17 protein-coding genes are annotated in these 15,777 nt (G+C 73.0%); 14 read left to right on the top strand and 3 right to left on the bottom strand.

From position 1 onward, the window contains the following. Positions 1-262: 262 nt before the first annotated feature. Positions 263-1,978, top strand: coding sequence for a sigma-70 family RNA polymerase sigma factor (locus tag GT045_RS09730; RefSeq protein ID WP_161333916.1), 1,716 nt, complete (start codon positions 263-265; stop codon positions 1,976-1,978). A gap of 173 nt (positions 1,979-2,151) precedes the next feature. On the opposite strand, the gene GT045_RS09725 is transcribed toward GT045_RS09730, so the two are convergent. Next, entirely contained in the window at positions 2,152-3,078 is a 927-nt protein-coding gene (locus tag GT045_RS09725; RefSeq protein ID WP_161333915.1) for a CAP domain-containing protein, read from the bottom strand. A gap of 444 nt (positions 3,079-3,522) precedes the next feature. On the opposite strand from GT045_RS09725, the gene GT045_RS09720 reads away from it, so the two are divergent. The 3 genes from GT045_RS09720 to GT045_RS09710 all read left to right on the top strand — a co-directional run bounded on the left by GT045_RS09720 (position 3,523) and on the right by GT045_RS09710 (position 5,914). Continuing rightward, positions 3,523-3,846: a DUF2795 domain-containing protein gene (locus GT045_RS09720; RefSeq protein WP_161287019.1), complete on the top strand. Its 324-nt coding sequence runs from the start codon at positions 3,523-3,525 to the stop codon at positions 3,844-3,846. Positions 3,847-4,336: 490 nt separating this feature from the next. Continuing rightward, positions 4,337-4,735, top strand: a complete 399-nt coding sequence (locus GT045_RS09715) for an SseB family protein (protein ID WP_161287018.1) — start codon at positions 4,337-4,339, stop codon at positions 4,733-4,735. A 66-nt stretch (positions 4,736-4,801) separates the two neighbouring features. After that, positions 4,802-5,914, top strand: a complete 1,113-nt coding sequence (locus GT045_RS09710) for a hypothetical protein (RefSeq protein WP_202514916.1) — start codon at positions 4,802-4,804, stop codon at positions 5,912-5,914. A gap of 108 nt (positions 5,915-6,022) precedes the next feature. Here the strand turns inward: GT045_RS09710 and GT045_RS09705 are convergent, their stop codons facing one another. Continuing rightward, positions 6,023-6,421, bottom strand: coding sequence for a MarR family transcriptional regulator (locus GT045_RS09705; protein ID WP_161287017.1), 399 nt, complete (start codon positions 6,419-6,421; stop codon positions 6,023-6,025). A 73-nt stretch (positions 6,422-6,494) separates the two neighbouring features. Continuing rightward, positions 6,495-6,845: a VOC family protein gene (locus tag GT045_RS09700; RefSeq protein ID WP_161287016.1), complete on the bottom strand. Its 351-nt coding sequence runs from the start codon at positions 6,843-6,845 to the stop codon at positions 6,495-6,497. Between the two features lie 544 nt (positions 6,846-7,389). Here GT045_RS09700 and GT045_RS09695 point away from each other — a divergent pair. From GT045_RS09695 to GT045_RS09650, 10 genes are all read left to right on the top strand, one after another. After that, the gene (locus GT045_RS09695) at positions 7,390-7,677 is read left to right on the top strand and encodes a helix-turn-helix domain-containing protein (RefSeq protein WP_161287015.1); all 288 of its coding nucleotides are present in this window, start codon (positions 7,390-7,392) and stop codon (positions 7,675-7,677) included. Between the two features lie 38 nt (positions 7,678-7,715). Further along, a complete protein-coding gene (locus GT045_RS09690; protein WP_161333914.1) occupies positions 7,716-8,678 on the top strand; it encodes an SMP-30/gluconolactonase/LRE family protein in 963 nt (320 codons plus the stop codon). A 67-nt stretch (positions 8,679-8,745) separates the two neighbouring features. Beyond that, positions 8,746-9,207: a fluoride efflux transporter CrcB gene (gene crcB / locus GT045_RS09685; RefSeq protein WP_161333913.1), complete on the top strand. Its 462-nt coding sequence runs from the start codon at positions 8,746-8,748 to the stop codon at positions 9,205-9,207. Further along, positions 9,204-9,629: a DUF190 domain-containing protein gene (locus GT045_RS09680; protein WP_161333912.1), complete on the top strand. Its 426-nt coding sequence runs from the start codon at positions 9,204-9,206 to the stop codon at positions 9,627-9,629. The genes crcB (GT045_RS09685) and GT045_RS09680 overlap by 4 nt, the downstream gene beginning before the upstream one ends. Next, a complete protein-coding gene (gene crcB, locus GT045_RS09675; RefSeq protein ID WP_161333911.1) occupies positions 9,626-10,000 on the top strand; it encodes a fluoride efflux transporter CrcB in 375 nt (124 codons plus the stop codon). Before GT045_RS09680 ends, crcB (GT045_RS09675) begins: the two co-directional genes overlap by 4 nt. Before the next feature lie 74 nt (positions 10,001-10,074). Further along, positions 10,075-10,911 carry an undecaprenyl-diphosphate phosphatase gene (locus GT045_RS09670; RefSeq protein WP_161287010.1) on the top strand — a complete coding sequence of 279 codons (837 nt, stop codon included), beginning with the start codon at positions 10,075-10,077 and terminating at the stop codon, positions 10,909-10,911. 341 nt (positions 10,912-11,252) lie between these two features. Beyond that, on the top strand, positions 11,253-11,930 hold the full coding sequence (locus GT045_RS09665) for a FadR/GntR family transcriptional regulator (RefSeq protein ID WP_161333917.1): 678 nt from the start codon (positions 11,253-11,255) through the stop codon (positions 11,928-11,930). 244 nt (positions 11,931-12,174) lie between these two features. Further along, positions 12,175-13,191, top strand: a complete 1,017-nt coding sequence (locus GT045_RS09660; protein WP_202527657.1) for an asparaginase — start codon at positions 12,175-12,177, stop codon at positions 13,189-13,191. A 52-nt stretch (positions 13,192-13,243) separates the two neighbouring features. Beyond that, positions 13,244-14,653 (top strand): aspartate ammonia-lyase, encoded by a 1,410-nt coding sequence (gene aspA, locus GT045_RS09655; RefSeq protein WP_161333909.1) that lies wholly within the window; start codon positions 13,244-13,246, stop codon positions 14,651-14,653. A 50-nt stretch (positions 14,654-14,703) separates the two neighbouring features. After that, positions 14,704-15,642 carry a glutaminase gene (locus GT045_RS09650; RefSeq protein ID WP_161289590.1) on the top strand — a complete coding sequence of 313 codons (939 nt, stop codon included), beginning with the start codon at positions 14,704-14,706 and terminating at the stop codon, positions 15,640-15,642. The last annotated feature ends 135 nt before the right edge of the window (positions 15,643-15,777 follow it).

Here is a 15,777-nt window from a genome sequence, read left to right as displayed (position 1 = left end):
ACCCCCGGCCCCGCCTCCCGGTCGTCCGGTTCGTCAGCCGGTCCGCGTCCCGGCGTAGTTGCCGCTCCGGGGACAGCCTCACCGGGTGGACGCCGCCCGCGGCCGCCCCGGTGTGATCTCCCTCCTTGCGGCCGTGCTGCCGCTGCTGGGAGCTTCCTTCTCGAACGACTTTCCGAGGAAGTGTTATCGGCACCGCGCCGAGCGGTCTCCCAGACACAGGGAACGGACAGCATCGTTCGGCGTCGACGACAGGGAAGCTCTGATGAGGACACAGCACACGGTGGACACGGCGGCACTGGTGAACGCCGCCCGAGCGGGGGACCCGGCGGCCCAGGACGCCCTGGTCAGTGCTTATCTCCCGCTGGTGTACAACATCGTGGGGCGGGCCCTGAACGGTTCGGTCGACGTCGACGACGTGGTCCAGGACACCATGCTCCGGGCCCTCGGGTCGCTCGGCGACCTGCGCACTCCGGAGAGTTTCCGCTCCTGGCTCGTCGCCATAGCGATGAACCGGGTGCGGGCCCACTGGCAGGACCGGCAGCTCGCGCCGGGTGCCGTCGAGGAGGCCGCCGACGTCGCCGATCCGGGCGCCGACTTCGTGGATCTGACCATCGTCCGGCTCCAGTTGTCGGGTCAGCGCCAGGAGACCGCGCGTGCCACGCGCTGGCTGGAACCGGACGACCGGGAGGTGCTGTCGCTGTGGTGGCTGGAGTGTGCCGGTGAGCTGATTCGGACCGAGGTCGCCACGGCCCTCGGGGTGTCGCCGCAGCACACGGCGGTACGGGTGCAGCGGATGAAGGCGCGGCTGGAGGCGGCCCGCGTGGTGGTACGGGCGCTGGACGCGCAGCCCCCCTGCGGGGAACTGCGCGGACTGCTGGCCACCTGGGACGGGCTGCCCTCGGCCCTCTGGCGTAAACGGATAGCCCGGCACGCCCGCGACTGCGTGCGCTGTGGCGGTCTGTGGAGCGGCCTGCTCCCGGCGGAGGGTCTGCTGGCCGGGCTGGCGCTGGTCGGGGTGTCCTCGGCACTGCTCGCGGCGACCCGGTCCACCGTGACCGGCATGGCCACGGCCGGCTCGGCCGTCCCGCTCCTGCCAGAGACCACGACGATGCCCCTGGTCACGGACACGGGCGCCGCCGGATCCGACGCGAGCGGCGCCGGTTCGCGTGCGACGACCGGGCCGGCCGGGCTGCGTGCCTCCCGTCGTCGTACGACCGCACGGGACGAGGCGCGGCGACGGCGGCGGAACCGGCGCCGGGCCGTCGGCGGCGCCGTGGTGGCCGCCTGCGTGGCGGGCGGCGGTCTGTGGTATCTCGGCCCCGGTTCCGGATCGGACGCCGTCGAGGCGACGGCGTCGCCGGCCGCCGGTGCCGCTGTCGCGGACCTCGCGGTACCCAGTGCCGTCGCCACGTCGTCGTCGCCCTCGGCGTCCACGTCCCCCTCGGCGTCGGCGTCGGCGTCACCCTCGCACTCGAAGAAGCCGAGCCCCGCCAAGAGTCCCCGCGCCGCCCGGAAGAGCAGCGCCCCCGAGCCGGAACGGACCGTGCGCGCCGCGCCGCCGGTCTCCCGCGCCCCGCAGGCCCAGCCGGCGCCGACGGGCACGGTGGCGCAGGTGATCGCGCTGGTCAACAAGGAGCGGGCGTCAGCCGGTTGTGGTCCGGTCACCGAGGACACGCAACTGGACCAGGCCGCCCAGGGCCTCTCCGACGACATGGCGGCCCGCGGCTTCTTCGACCACACGGACCCCGACGGCAACGGCCCCGGCGAGCGCATCACCGCGACCGGTTACCGCTGGTCCACGTACGGCGAGAACATCGCACGGGGCCAGCAGACCCCGGAGTCGGTGATGGACTCGTGGATGAACAGCCCCGGCCACCGCACCAACATCCTCAACTGCTCGTTCAAGAACATCGGCGTGGGCGTCCACAACGGCTCCGGCGGCCCCTGGTGGACCCAGGACTTCGGCGCCAAGTTCTGACCGCGAGGCCGCTCGTCGTGCCCGGCCGGCGGCCGAACTCCCCGTCTGACGGCCGAACTCCCCGTCTGACGGCCGGACTCACCGTCTGGCGGCCGGCCCCCCGTCCGGCGGGCGGACTCCCGGGCCGGCGGACCACTCCGGCCGCCGGGCGGACCGCCGGCCGGAGAGGGTGGTCACCTGGCCGTGCCGAAGTCCTGCGTCCAGTAGCTGCCGGGCTGCGCGAGACCGACACCGATCTCCTTGAACCCGCAGTTGAGGATGTTGGCCCGGTGGCCCGGGCTGGACATCCAGCCGTCCATGACCTGCTGCGCCGTGGAGTAGCCGTAGGCGACGTTCTCCCCGTAGGTGCTCCAGGTGTAGCCCGCGCGCGTGATGCGGTCACCCGGGGACGATCCGTCGGAGCCGGTGTGCGACATGTTCTTGTGGGCCGCCATGTCCGCGCTGTGCGCCTGCGCCGCCTTGGTCAGCGTCGAATTCAGGGTCAGGGGCTGGCAACCGGCCTGCCCGCGCTGGGCGTTGACCAGCCGCAGGATCTCGGCGGTGACCCCTGACGGCGCGGCGGCGGGCTTCGGGGTGCCCGCAGCGGTGGGTGCGGCGGACGATGTGGAGGGGGCGGGAGCGGGGGCGGCCGGGGCGGCCGTCGCCCTGGGAGCGCCGGCTTCGGTGGACTGCGCGGGCCGCGGGGCCGTGACCTTCTTCTTCACGTGCTTCTTCACGTGCCTGGCCTTGTTCCCGCCCGGATGAGCCGTGACAGGGGGAGCGGCCGGAGCGGCGGTCTGCGGTGCGGTCGCCTCGGGCGCGGCCGTCCCCGGCACGGCGTTCCCGGGTACGGCGCTCCCCGGTGCGGTGGTCGTGGGCACCGCGGTCGTCGGTACGACGGTGGTCGGTACGGCGGTCTCGGCGCCGTTGCTCGGGTGATGCCCGGTGCCGTGCTGCCACCCCGCCACGGGTGCGCTCTGCACGGCGGCCTGCGGCTGCCCCGGCGTGCCGGAGGGCCACTCGGAACAGGCCAGGGCGACCGAGGGCACGCCCACGGCTCCGATGGCGGCGGCGGTGACGATTATCCGCCGGTGGTGCTTCGTTTTGCGGTGCTGGCCCATACGTCAACCTCGCTCGGTGATCGCGGAGCACTCATTCTTGGGACGGCCTCACGAGGAGCGCAAAGAAGCGACCCTACTATCGCGCTTCGTAGGGCTGTGGGGTCCTTGTCAGGCGCCCCGAGAAATGCCGACTTCGCGATCGCGATGTTTGCTGTACGCCGTCGGGGCGTCAGGAACGCGTGGCTGACGACATATACGGCGAGAAGTCGAACGGCCGTCCTGGCGGTACCCGGACGACGGCCGACGCCCACGGCAAGCCGGACAAATCCCATATGTCGAGGATGGGGCATCTACTATGCCGCCCGGGTAGTACTCGCTTCGGCTGTGATGTATGTCACCAATTGCCGAGTTCTGGAACCTCTGAGGCCGAGATGGCTCCATCGCGGCGCGGGGTACCCGGGCTGGGACAGGCGCGGAGTCCCGCGCAGGGCGCAGGGAGGCGTCATGGGTACGGCACACACCAGCGTCCCGGAGGTGCTGGACGCGCTGAAGGACGTGACCTATCCGGCCGGCAAGGACCGGCTGGTCTCGGCCGCGCGGGAGGCGGGGGCCCCGGACGGGGTCGTCGACGCCCTGCGCGGGATGCCCGACGAGCAGTACACCGGCCGCGCGGATGTGGAGGGGCCGCTCCGGACGGCTCTGGAAGCACACTCCGGTCACGGATTCGCGCGGCGGATGCGGCAGGCCCCGCACGGCGGCAGGCCCGGCGTCGCCCAGCACCTGTGGGAAGAGCCGAAGACCCCCATCCACGAGGAGTTCGACCGCTGACCACGGTCGAGGATGTACGACGCCGGACCCCCGGCGCCGTCACCGACTTGCCCGGCCCGCTCGTCGGCCATGCCCTGGCTCGCCCGGCCCGCTCGCCGAGCGGTGTCACCGGCCTGCTCGTCGGCCATGCCCTGTCATCGGCTCGCCCTGCCCACTCGCCTGCCGAGTCCCGTCACCGGGGCTTGCCCGGCCTGCTTATCGGCGATCCCCGTCACCGACCTGCCCGGCGCGCTCGCCGAGCGGTGTCACCGGCCTGCTCCCCTCCCCCCGCCGACGCGTTGACCTCCGCCTCGGTGAGCGCTTCCGTCTCCGTCCGCTTCCGTCCGTTTCCTTCCGCTTCTCGTCCCCTTCCGGCTTCCCGGGCCGCCGCCGCACCTGCTGCCTGTCCCTACGCATGCGCCGGACCCCACCGGGTACGCGAGGCGGGAGCCCGCCCGGGCGCCAGTCCGCCCGGGCGGCCCGTAAGACAGCCGCTACCTGGGGATCTGCCATGGAGACACCCGCACACGACGACCTGCCGACGCCTGCCCAGCAGGCCCTGGACGCACTGGTCGTGAACGCCGAGGACCAGGCCGCCCTGGACACCCTCGCCCACAGCGACGTACTCGTTCCGGTTCCGGACGACGCGCTGGACGGGGAGGGCGCCGACGCCACGACGGTGGCCCTGCCCATCCTGGAACAGCCCGGAGGCGACTCGGTCGTCCCGGTGTTCACGACGGAGGGTGAGATGGCCGAGCTGCTGCCCTTCGTCTCGCGCTACCGTCTGATCCCGCTCGGCGCGCTCGCCGCGCAGTGGCCCGACGAGAATCTCTCCCTGGCCATCGACGGCAGCTCCGACCACTCGCTGACCCTCACCTCCCAAGGGGTGCGCACGCTGCTGGCCCGCTGACCGCGCCGTACCCCCGTCGGCCCGCGACACCGGTCATTCCCTCGCACCGGGCGACAGAATGAGTTCATGGAATACATCGCGGGCGCGGCCGGGGTGCTCGTGCTGGGGCTGGTCCTGAGCAGCATCCTGCGCACGCTCGTGGTCCCCCGAGGTCTGTACTCCGGACTGGTCTTCCGCCTCTGGTGGCTGCTGCGCAGGGCCCTGCGGGTCACCGCCCTGCGCGGTGGCTACGAGGCGATCGACCGGGCCCAGACCTGGCTCGCGCCGCTGATGCTGGTCGGCATGCTCGCCAGCTGGCTCGGCGGCGCCCTCCTGGGTTTCGGACTGCTGCTCTACGCGCTGTCCCCGCTGTCCTGGGGCACCGCGTTCCGGGAGGCCGGCTCCAGCCTGTTCACGCTCGGCTTCGCCAGCGGCGCCCGGCTGAAACTGTCGGTGATCGACTTCATGGCCGCGGCCACCGGACCGGTCCTGATCGCCCTCCAGATCGCCTACCTGCCCACCCTGTACGCCGCCTACAACCGCCGTGAGCTGGAGGTCACCCTGCTCCAGGCACGGGCCGGCGAGCCCGCCTGGGGTCCGGAGATCCTCGCCCGGCAGTGGCTGGTCGACACCGAGACCGCGCTGCCCGAGCTGTACCGGGCCTGGGAACGGCTCGCCGCGGACATGGGGGAGAGTCACTCCACCTACCCGGTTCTGCTGACCTTCCGCTCTCCGCGCCCGCACCGCAGCTGGCTGGTCGGACTGGTCGCCGTGATGGACGCCGCCGCGATACAGCTCGCCCTGAGCCCGGGGCTCGCCCCGCCGGAGGCGCGGCTGGTGCTGCGCGCCGGATTCACCGCCCTGCGGGACATCGCCCGCGCCCTGCGCTTCCCCTTCGACGCCGACCCCTCACCGAGGGCCCCCGTCCGGCTCGGATTCGCCGAGTTCGACGCGGCCGTCAGCATGCTGGAGAAGGCCGGATTCCGCTCCCGGCGCACCGCGCAGGAGGCATGGCCGCACTTTCGCGGCTGGCGGGTCAACTACGAGTCGATCGCCTACGAGCTGTGCCGCCGCTGCGACGCCGTACCCGGCCTGTGGACCGGGCCCCGTGACTTCCCGGGCGACCCCATCCCGCCGTTCCGGCCGACCGACCGGCGGCCCGACGAGGAGCACCCGGCACCGCCCCCGCCCGCGGGGTAGCCGGTGGCCGTGACGCCGGACGGCTGCGGGGGAGCGTGATCGACATGCCGGAGCGAGGCGGCGGAGCCGGCGGCCGTCCTGGCGGACGGGGCCGCGTCGGCGCTCCGGCTAGTGCTCCGGCTCGGCCAGCATCCGCCGCAGCACGGCGCGCTGCAGGGGCAGCACCTCGGCGTGCAGCGCGCGGCCCCTGGGGGTGAGGGCGACCCACACCCCGCGCCGGTCCTCCGCGCACACCGAGCGCTCCACGAGGCCGTCCTTCTCCAGCCGCCCGATCAGCCGGGACAGGGCGCTCTGGCTGAGATGCACCCGGCCGACCAGGTTCTGCACCCGGCACTGCTCACCCTGCTCGGGGCGTTCCGTCGCCAGGATGTCCAGCACCTCGAAGTCGCTGGCGCCCAGCCCGTGCGGGTGCAGTGCGCGGTCGATCTCGCACATCGTGCGCGCGTGCACCGCGAGGATGTCCCGCCAGCGTTCTTCGAGCCGGGCTTCGGCCGTTGTGACTGCCATACCGGCACCGTAGCACCGAACCGGCCAATCGTTGACTGTGCAACTAGTTGGGGGTGAGGGCGGTCCCCGGACCTCAGGCCGCGGGATCCTGGAGCAGTCCGACGAGGTTCCCGTCGGTGTCCCGCACGGAGGCGATCAGCCGGCCGCCGCCGACGTCCTGCGCGTCCTGCAGCAGCTGCGCGCCCGCCTCCAGCAGCGCCGCGAGCCGCTGCCGCAGATCCGTGACGTGCCAGTACGGCACCGGCCCGGTCATGCCCTTGGCGTGCCCGTTCGGGTCGAGGCCGACGTCCTGGCCGGCGGCCTTGTAGCCGACGTAATAGGGCTCGTCCGCGTACGGTTCGACCCCCAGCAGGGCGCCGAAGAGGGCCTTGGCGGCGTCCAGGTCCTTCACCGGGTAGATGATCGTCTGCAGCCCAGCGGTCATGGGACTCGCTCCTTCGAGATTCGAGATGTGGGATTTGGGATTTGGGATTTGAGATACGTGGTCCGACGCGGGTCCTGGGAGGGTTCCTCGTCGGTCCTCTCACGCTAGGGCCGGGAAGCCCCCGGAGGCTTCTCCGATCCTGACCGGTTCGCCGTCGCACGCCGTCCGGCACCCGACCGGGGGGTTGTCCTCATGACGGTTTCGGCCGCGACGGCGGCGCTGTCCGTGAGGCGGTTCGGTCGCGACGTGGGGCGTTGCCCATGACGCGGTTCGGTTGTGACGGGCGGCGTTGCGCCTGAGGCGGTTCGGCCGTGACGCGGAGCGCTGTCCATGACGCGGTTCGGCCACCGCCGGGCCCTCCGTCACGGGCCCGCCGGACCCGCGAGCGGGACCCCGCCGTGCTCTCGGGGCGGTCGGGCGGCCTTCCGCGGCCGGAGCGCCAACCGGTACCGGACAACGGCCGCCGAGTCGGGGACGCGGCGGCGTCGTCCGGGTCACAGTGGGGACAGTGCGTACGAGGAGGCCGGGAACGGGAGGCGGACGGATGACGGTAACTCCCTCGGGCCGGATGCGGCAGGCCATCCTGGAGTGGCTGAAGGACCCGGCGGTCCACTTCCCGGCCCCGCCCCGCCGCGACCTCGCCGAGACCGGCGTCACCGCGCGGGCCGTCGCCGCCAAGCTGGGGGTGTCCCGCCGGACCGCCCTCGCACACCTGCACTTCCTGACCCGCCTCGGCGTCCTGCGCACCCGCCGGATCCGCTGCCGCGTCCACTATCGTCGCGACGAGATCCGCATCGCCGAGGTGACCAGGCTGTTCGAGAAGGGCTGGTGACACGGGCGCGGACGGGCGACCGACGGAAGGGACCGCACATGGACCGGGCCACGGAACTCGTACCGCTGCACTACGTCTCCCTGGGCGCCAAGGGCCCCGAGGACGTCATATCCGACCCGCAGGGACGCGTGCTGACCGGGGTGGCGGACGGGCGCATCCTCCGCCTCCACCACCCCGGCGACCCGCGCACCGCCCGCGTGGAGGTGCTGGCCGAGACCGGCGGCCGTCCCCTCGGTCTCGAACTCCTGCCGGACGGCGACCTGTTGGTGTGCGACGCGGAACGCGGCCTGCTGCGGGTGAGCACCGCCGGCGACGGCGCCGTCCGCGTCCTCGCGGACTCCGTGGCGGGCGAACCGCTCCGCTTCTGCAGCAACGCCGTCGCCCTGCCCGACGGCAGCGTGTACGCCACCGTCTCCAGCCGCCGCCACCCCCTCGACCGGTGGATCGCCGACATCGTCGAACACACCGGCACCGGGCGACTGCTGCGGCTCGGCCCCGACGGAAAGGAGCCCGAAGTCCTGCTGGAGGGGATGCAGTTCGCGAACGGCCTCGCCGCGAGCGCCGACGGGTCCTTCCTGGTGATCGCCGAGACCGGTTCCTGCCGCCTCACCCGCTACGGGCTCAGCGGCCCCGGCGCCGGCCGGGCCGAACCCTTCGCCGACCTCCCCGGAATGCCGGACAACCTCTGGCGCGCGGGCCCCGACGGCCCGATCTGGGTCGCCCTGGCAAGCCCCCGCGTCCCCCCGCTGGGCCTGCTGCACCGCACCCCGCCCGGCGTCCGGCGGGCCGCCGCCCGCGCGGCCGTGCACGCTCCGTACCGACCCAGCGGCACCACCGGTGTAGTCGCCGTCGACGACCGGGGGCGTACGGTGCACCGCCTCACCCGCCGCCGGTCCCGGTTCCGCATGGTCACCAGCGTCTGCGTGACCGGCGACCACCTCGTGCTCGGCAGCCTCTGGGAGCGCGGTGTGGCGGTCTGCGCGCTCCCCGCCGACGGCTGAGCCGGCGGTACGCTGATCCCGGCCGTGATCACCCGCCGGGGCACGGTCGAACAGGAGGCGTACGACCATGACAACGCCGGAAACCCGGACGCCGGGCATCCGCCCCGCGCCCGGCCGGCACTCCGAGTGGCGCGCGCAGGCGCCCGTGGTCACGGTCGTCGCGGTCGGCGGGGCACTCGGCGCGGTGGGCCGCTACGCCCTCACCCTCGCCTGGCCCACGCCCCCCGGAAGCTTCCCGTGGGCGACCTTCTGGACCAACGTCTCCGGCTGCGCGGCCATGGGCGTCCTCATGGTGCTCGTCACCGACGTGTGGGCCGCCCACCGCCTCCTGCGGCCGTTCCTGGGCACCGGCGTCCTCGGCGGCTTCACCACGTTCTCCACCTACGCCGTCGACGTCCGCGCGCTGGCGGACGCCGGCCGCCCCGGCACGGCGCTCGTCTGCCTCGCGGCGACGCTGTGCGCGGCTCTCGCGGCGGTGTGGCTGGCCTCGGCCGCCGCCCGCCTGGTCTTCACCAGGAGGCAGCGATGACGTCCCACACCGGCCGGGCCCTGCGGCTGACCGTCCACGTCGGCGAGAACGACACCTGGCACCACAGGCCCCTCTACTCGGAGATCGTGCACCGCGCGCACGCCGCCGGACTCGCCGGCGCCAGCGTCTTCCGGGGGATCGAGGGCTTCGGCGCCTCCTCCCGCATCCACACCTCCCGCCTGCTGTCCCTGAGCGAGGACCTGCCGGTCGCGGTGGTCGTCGTGGACGCGGAGGAGCGGGTGCGGGCGTTCCTGCCGCAGGTCGGCGAGGTCGTCGGCGAGGGGCTGATGACGCTGGAGGAGTGCGAGATCGTCCGGTACGGGTCCCGTGCCCACCGGTCGGAGGGCACCGGTCCGCAGGGCACGGGACCGGAGGGCATCGACCCGGAGGACACGGGGCCGGAGGGTGAGAAGTCGTTGTGAACTGGCTGCTGGTCGTCGCGGGGGCGGTGATCGGCGCGCCCGTGCGCTACCTCACGGACCGCGCCGTGCAGGGCCGCCACGACTCGCTCTTCCCGTGGGGCACGTTCGTGGTGAACGTGGTCGGCTGCCTGGTCCTCGGGCTGCTCACCGGCGCCGTCTCCGCCGGGGTCGCCGGGCCCCAGCTGAGGCTGCTGGTGGGCACCGGGCTGTGCGGTGCGCTGACGACGTACTCGACCTTCTCCTACGAGACCCTGCGGCTGACCGAGGCCGGCTCGGGCCTCTACGCTGCGGTGAACGTCGTGGCCAGTGTGGCGGCGGGGCTCGCGGCGGCGTTCGCCGGTGCCGCCCTCGCCGGCGCCCTGTGGGCATAGGCGCTTGCCGCACGCCCCACCACGATGAGTACTGTCTCAGCACTGTCGACCAATCCTCCTCAGAACTGGATCCCATGAGCGCCATCTCCGTCGGTCAAGCCGTCGTCCTCGGAGTAGTCGAGGGGGTGACCGAGTTCCTCCCGGTGTCCTCCACCGGCCACCTCAAGATCACCGAAGGGCTCATGGACATCCCCGTCGACGACAAATCCGTCGTCGGGTTCTCCGCCGTCATCCAGGTCGGTGCCATCGCCGCCGTGCTCGTGTACTTCTTCAAGGACATCAAGCGGATCGTCACCGCGTGGTTCCGTGGTCTGGCCAACCGGGAGGAGCGCTACCACCACGACTACAAGTTCGCCTGGTGGGTGATCGCCGCCACCGTTCCGATCGTGGTGGTGGGCCTCGCGGCCAAGCCGCTGATCGACGGCCCGCTGGCCTCGCTGTGGGTGGTCGCCGGTTCGCTGATCGTCGGTTCCGGCGTGATGTGGGCCGCCGACCAGATGGGCCGGCACAAGCGCGGTGAGGACGACACGTCCTTCAAGGACGCGATGTGGGTCGGCTGCTCCCAGATCCTCGCCCTGCTCTTCCCCGGCTTCTCGCGTTCCGGCGCCACCATGTCCACCGCGCTCATCCTGGACCTGGACCGCGTCGCCGCCACCCGGCTGTCCTTCTTCCTCGGCATCCCGGCCCTCACCGGCGCGGGCCTGTACGAGCTGAAGGACGCCCTCGGCGCGGGCGTCGGCGCCGCCCCGCTGGCCGTCGGCACGGTCGTGTCGTTCGTCGTCGCCTACGCCTCGATCGCCTGGCTGCTGAAGTTCGTCGCCAAGCACTCCTTCAACGCCTTCGTGATCTACCGGATCGTCGTCGGCGTGCTCCTGCTCGGCCTGCTCGGCACCGGCACGCTCAGCAGCTGAGCCGGCGCGCCGCCGGCCGGCCTCGGGGTGCGGACGCCTGTGACCGGGCGTCCGCACCCCGTTCCCGTGCCGGGACCCGTTCTCGTCCCGGCACCCGCCCCTCTGTCGCGGACCTGCCCCCGCCCCGGACCCGTCCCCACCGTCCCGGACGAGCCCCACCGTCCCGGATCCGTCCCACCGTCCCGGATCCGTCCCACCGTCCGGGACCCGCCCCCGTCCCGGACCCACCCCCCGTCCCGGCACCCGCCGCTTGACAGTCCCCGCCCGCAGCCCGCAGGATCGCTCCCGTGAACCTGTCAGACAGCCAGACAGGTGGTCTCGTACCCCGGCGTGTCAGCGCCATGGAAGCGGTGCTCGACCACCTCCGCGGCGCCATCGAAGGCGGCCGGTACGCCATAGGCGACAAGCTTCCCTCCGAGGCCGAGCTGTGCCGCACCCTGGAGGTGTCCCGGCCGGTGCTGCGCGAGGCGCTGCGCGCCCTGCAGACGATGGGGCTCACGATCTCCCGGACCGGGAAGGGCACCTTCGTCGTCGCGAGCGCCGTCGAGGACCCCACCTTCGGCGACTACGCGGCCAGCGACCTGCTGGAGGTGCGCCGCCACATCGAGATCCCGGTCGCCGGCTACGCGGCCCTGCGCCGCACCCCGGAGAACCTGGACCACCTGGCCCACCTGCTCGACCGCATGGAACGGGAGACGGACACCACCGCCTGGGTCGCGATGGACACCCTCTTCCACCTCGCCGTGGCGGAAGCCGCCCAGAACCCCGTCTTCCGCCGGGTCATCGAGGAGATCCGCGACGCGCTGGCGCGTCAGTCCGCCTTCCTCAACGAGCTGGGCGGACGCCGTGAGCAGTCCAACCGCGAGCACCGGGCGATCGTCGAGGCGCTGGCCGACGGCTGTGAGCAGGACGCGGTGGAGGCCATGAGCCACCATCTGGACCGCGTCGAGACGACCCTCACCGACATCGTCCGTCCCCAGCGGACGGACGAGCCGACGCGGGGCGGACCGGCGCCGTGAGCGAGCTCACCCGCGCCGCCGCCTCCGGCGCGCCCACCGGCGTTCCCGCCCTCGCGAGCGCCTCCGGTACGCCCACCGGCGTTCCCGCCCCCGTGACCGGCGCCGGCACATCCGCCGGCGTCCGAGCCCCGTGACCGGCACCGGTACACCCACCGGTGTCCGTGCCGGCACGGACAGCACACCCGCCGGCGCCCGACGCGTCACCCGCGTTCCGGCCGCCCCCGACCCCCTGATGCAGGCAGTGATGTCCCACGTTTCCCCCGCCGACGCCCCCGTCGTCCGCGAACCCCTCCACGCCCCCGTCGCCCACCTCGTCCGCGGCGGCGTGATCGAGGGCGTCCACCACGGCTCCGTCGTCGTCCTCGGCGCCGACGGCAAGGTCCGGCTCCAGCTCGGCGACATCGAGGCCGCCTTCTACCCGCGCTCGGCCCTCAAGCCCCTCCAGGCCGTGGCCATGCTGCGGGCCGGGCTGCCGCTCGACGGCGAGCTGCTGTCGCTGGCGGCCGCGAGCCACTCGGGCGAGGAGCGCCACCTCGCCGGCACCCGGCGCATCCTCGAACTCGCCGGCCTCGCCGAGGACGACCTGCGCAACGTGCCCGACATGCCGTACGACCCGGTCGTCCGCGACGGCTGGGTCCGCGCGGACCGGCAGCCCTCCCGCCTCGCCCAGAACTGCTCCGGCAAGCACGCCGCCATGCTGTGGACCGCCCGGCTCAACGGCTGGACCCTGGACGACTACCTGGACCCCGCACACCCGCTCCAGCGGGCCGTCGCCGCGACCGTCGAGGAACTGACCGGCCAGCGCATCGCCCGGGTCACCGTGGACGGCTGCGGCGCCCCGCTGTTCTCCGTCTCCCTGCACGGCCTCGCCCGTGCCCTCGCCCGGATCACCACCGCCGCCCCCGGCACTCCCGAGGCACGGGTCGCCGACGCGATGCGCGAGCACGCCGAGATGGCCTCCGGATCCGGCCGGGACGTCGCCGCGCTGATGCGGGCCGTGCCCGGGCTGCTCGCCAAGGACGGCTTCGAGGGCGTGCAGGTCGCCGCGCTGCCCGACGGCAGCGCCGTCGCCGTGAAGATAGCCGACGGGGCGAACCGCGCCCGCATACCGGTCGCGGCGGCCGCCCTCGCGCGCGCGGGAGTGGATCCCGCGCTGCTGACCGGGTTCGCCGGGGAGCCGCTGCTCGGAGGCGGGCGGCCGGTGGGATGCGTACGGCCGGTGCGCGCCCTGGACCCCGAGTCGCTCACCGCCTGCGCGTAGTCCCCCTCCAAGGGGGCTGTCCCCCCGCACCTCGGAAAGAGGCCCGAACCTCATGACCGCCGCCACCCGCAGCGAGCACGACCTGCTCGGCGACCGCGACGTACCCGCCGACGCGTACTGGGGCATCCACACCCTGCGCGCGCGAGAGAACTTCCCCATCACCGGCATCCCGATCTCCGCCCACCCGCACCTGATCGAGGCCCTGGCCGCCGTGAAGGAGGCCGCCGCCCTCGCCAACGAGGAACTCGGTCTGCTGGATCCGGTGAAGGCCGCCGCGATCACCGCCGCCTGCCGCGAGATCCGGGCCGGCAAGCTGCACGACCAGTTCGTCGTGGACGTCGTCCAGGGCGGTGCCGGCACGTCCACGAACATGAACGCCAACGAGGTCGTGGCGAACCGCGCGCTGGAACTGCTCGGCCACGCCAAGGGGCAGTACGCGCACCTGCACCCCAACGAGGACGTCAACCTCGGCCAGTCGACCAACGACGTCTACCCGACCGCCGTCAAGGTGGCCACGGTCTTCGCGGTGCACGGACTGCTCAGGGCGATGGCCGTACTGCAGGACGCCTTCGCCCGCAAGGCGTTCGAGTTCCGTGACGTGCTCAAGATGGGCCGTACCCAGTTGCAGGACGCGGTGCCGATGACCCTCGGCCAGGAGTTCTCCGCCTTCGCCGTCATGATCGAGGAGGACCGCAGCCGGCTCGCCGAGGCCGTGGAGCTGATCCACGAGATCAACCTCGGCGCCACCGCGATCGGCACCGGTCTCAACGCCCCCGCCGGCTACGCCGAGGCCGCGCGCAAGCACCTGTCGGCCCTCACCGGGCTGCCCCTGGTCACGGCCGCCAACCTGGTCGAGGCCACCCAGGACTGCGGAGCCTTCGTCCAGATGTCCGGCGTCCTCAAGCGGATCGCGGTCAAGCTCTCCAAGAGCTGCAACGACCTGCGCCTGCTGTCCTCCGGCCCCCGCGCGGGACTCGGCGAGATCAACCTGCCGCCGGTGCAGGCCGGTTCGTCGATCATGCCGGGCAAGGTCAACCCGGTCATCCCCGAGGTGGTCAACCAGGTCGCCTTCGAGGTGATCGGCAACGACGTCGCCATCACCATGGCCGCGGAGGCCGGACAGCTCCAGCTCAACGCCTTCGAACCGATCATCCTCCACTCCCTGTCGGAGTCGATCACGCATCTGCAGAGCGCCTGCCGCACGCTGGCCGAGCGCTGTGTGTCCGGCATCACCGCCGACACCGAGCGGCTGCGCGCCACCGTGGAGAACTCCATCGGCCTGGTCACCGCGCTCAATCCGCACATCGGCTACACGGCCGCGACCGACATCGCCAAGGAGGCCCTCGCCACCGGCCGCGGTGTGGCCGAACTGGTGCTGGAGAAGGGGCTGCTGCCGGCCGGACGGCTGGCCGACCTGCTCCGTCCCGAGGTCGTCGCAGGCAGCGCCGCCCCGGCTGCCTGACCTGCGGCGAAGCCCCCACGATTACGCCTGGGGACCGGCCGGGAGGCACAATGGCGATCATGACGACGACGTCGGCGCACAGCTTCCTGCCGGTCCTGGAGCGCATTGCCGAGGAGGTCAGCCGCACCCCCGGGCGGGGCCGGCCCGCCGACTACATCCCGGCCCTCGCGGCCTGCGATCCGCGCAGCTTCGGCATGGCCGTCGCCGAGCTGGACGGCACCGTGTACGGGGTGGGGGACTGGCAGCAGCCGTTCTCCACGCAGTCGATCACCAAGGTCTACACGCTCGCCCTGGACCTGGCCCGCGAGGGCGACGAACTGTGGGAGCACGTGGGCCGAGAGCCCTCCGGCAACCCGTTCAACTCGCTGGTGCAGCTGGAGTACGAGAACGGCATCCCGCGGAATCCTTTCATCAACGCGGGCGCCCTCGTCGTCACCGACCGGCTGCAGACCCGTACCGGGGACGCCGCCGGTGAGCTGCTGACCTTCCTGCGCACCGAGAGCGGCAATCCCGGCCTCGGTTTCGACCAGGAGGTCGCCGCCTCCGAGACCGCCCACGGCGACCGCAACGCCGCCCTCGCCCATTTCATGGCGTCCTACGACAACATCGACAACGACGTACCGGTCCTGCTCGACCAGTACTTCCGGCAGTGCTCCATCGCCGCGTCCTGCGCCGACCTCGCCCTGGCCACCGGCTTCCTCGCCCGGCACGGCATCCGCGCCGACGGCAGCCGGCTGCTCAGCCGGAGCCAGGCCAAGCAGGTCAACGCGGTCATGCTGACCTGCGGCACCTACGACGCGGCCGGTGACTTCGCCTACCGCGTGGGCCTGCCCGGCAAGAGCGGGGTCGGCGGCGGGATCATCGCGGTCGTACCCGGGCGGTGCACGCTGTGCGTGTGGAGCCCGGGTCTGGACGAACGCGGCAACTCGGTGGCCGGCGTCGCGGCCCTGGACCGGTTCACCACGCTCACCGGCCTGTCCGTGTTCTGACCGCGTCCGAGCGCTCCGGCCGCTCCAGCCACTCCAGCCGTTCCGGCCGCTCCAGCCGTTCCGGCCGCTCCAGCCGTTCCGCCCGCTCCAGCCGTTCCGCCCGCTCCAGCCGTTCCGCCCGCTCCAGCCGTTCCG

Source organism: Streptomyces sp. SID486 (assembly GCF_009865385.1).
Classification (GTDB): domain Bacteria; phylum Actinomycetota; class Actinomycetes; order Streptomycetales; family Streptomycetaceae; genus Streptomyces.
The sequence above is the reverse complement of the archived record's forward strand: the minus strand, read 5'-3'. Positions and strand labels throughout refer to the sequence as shown.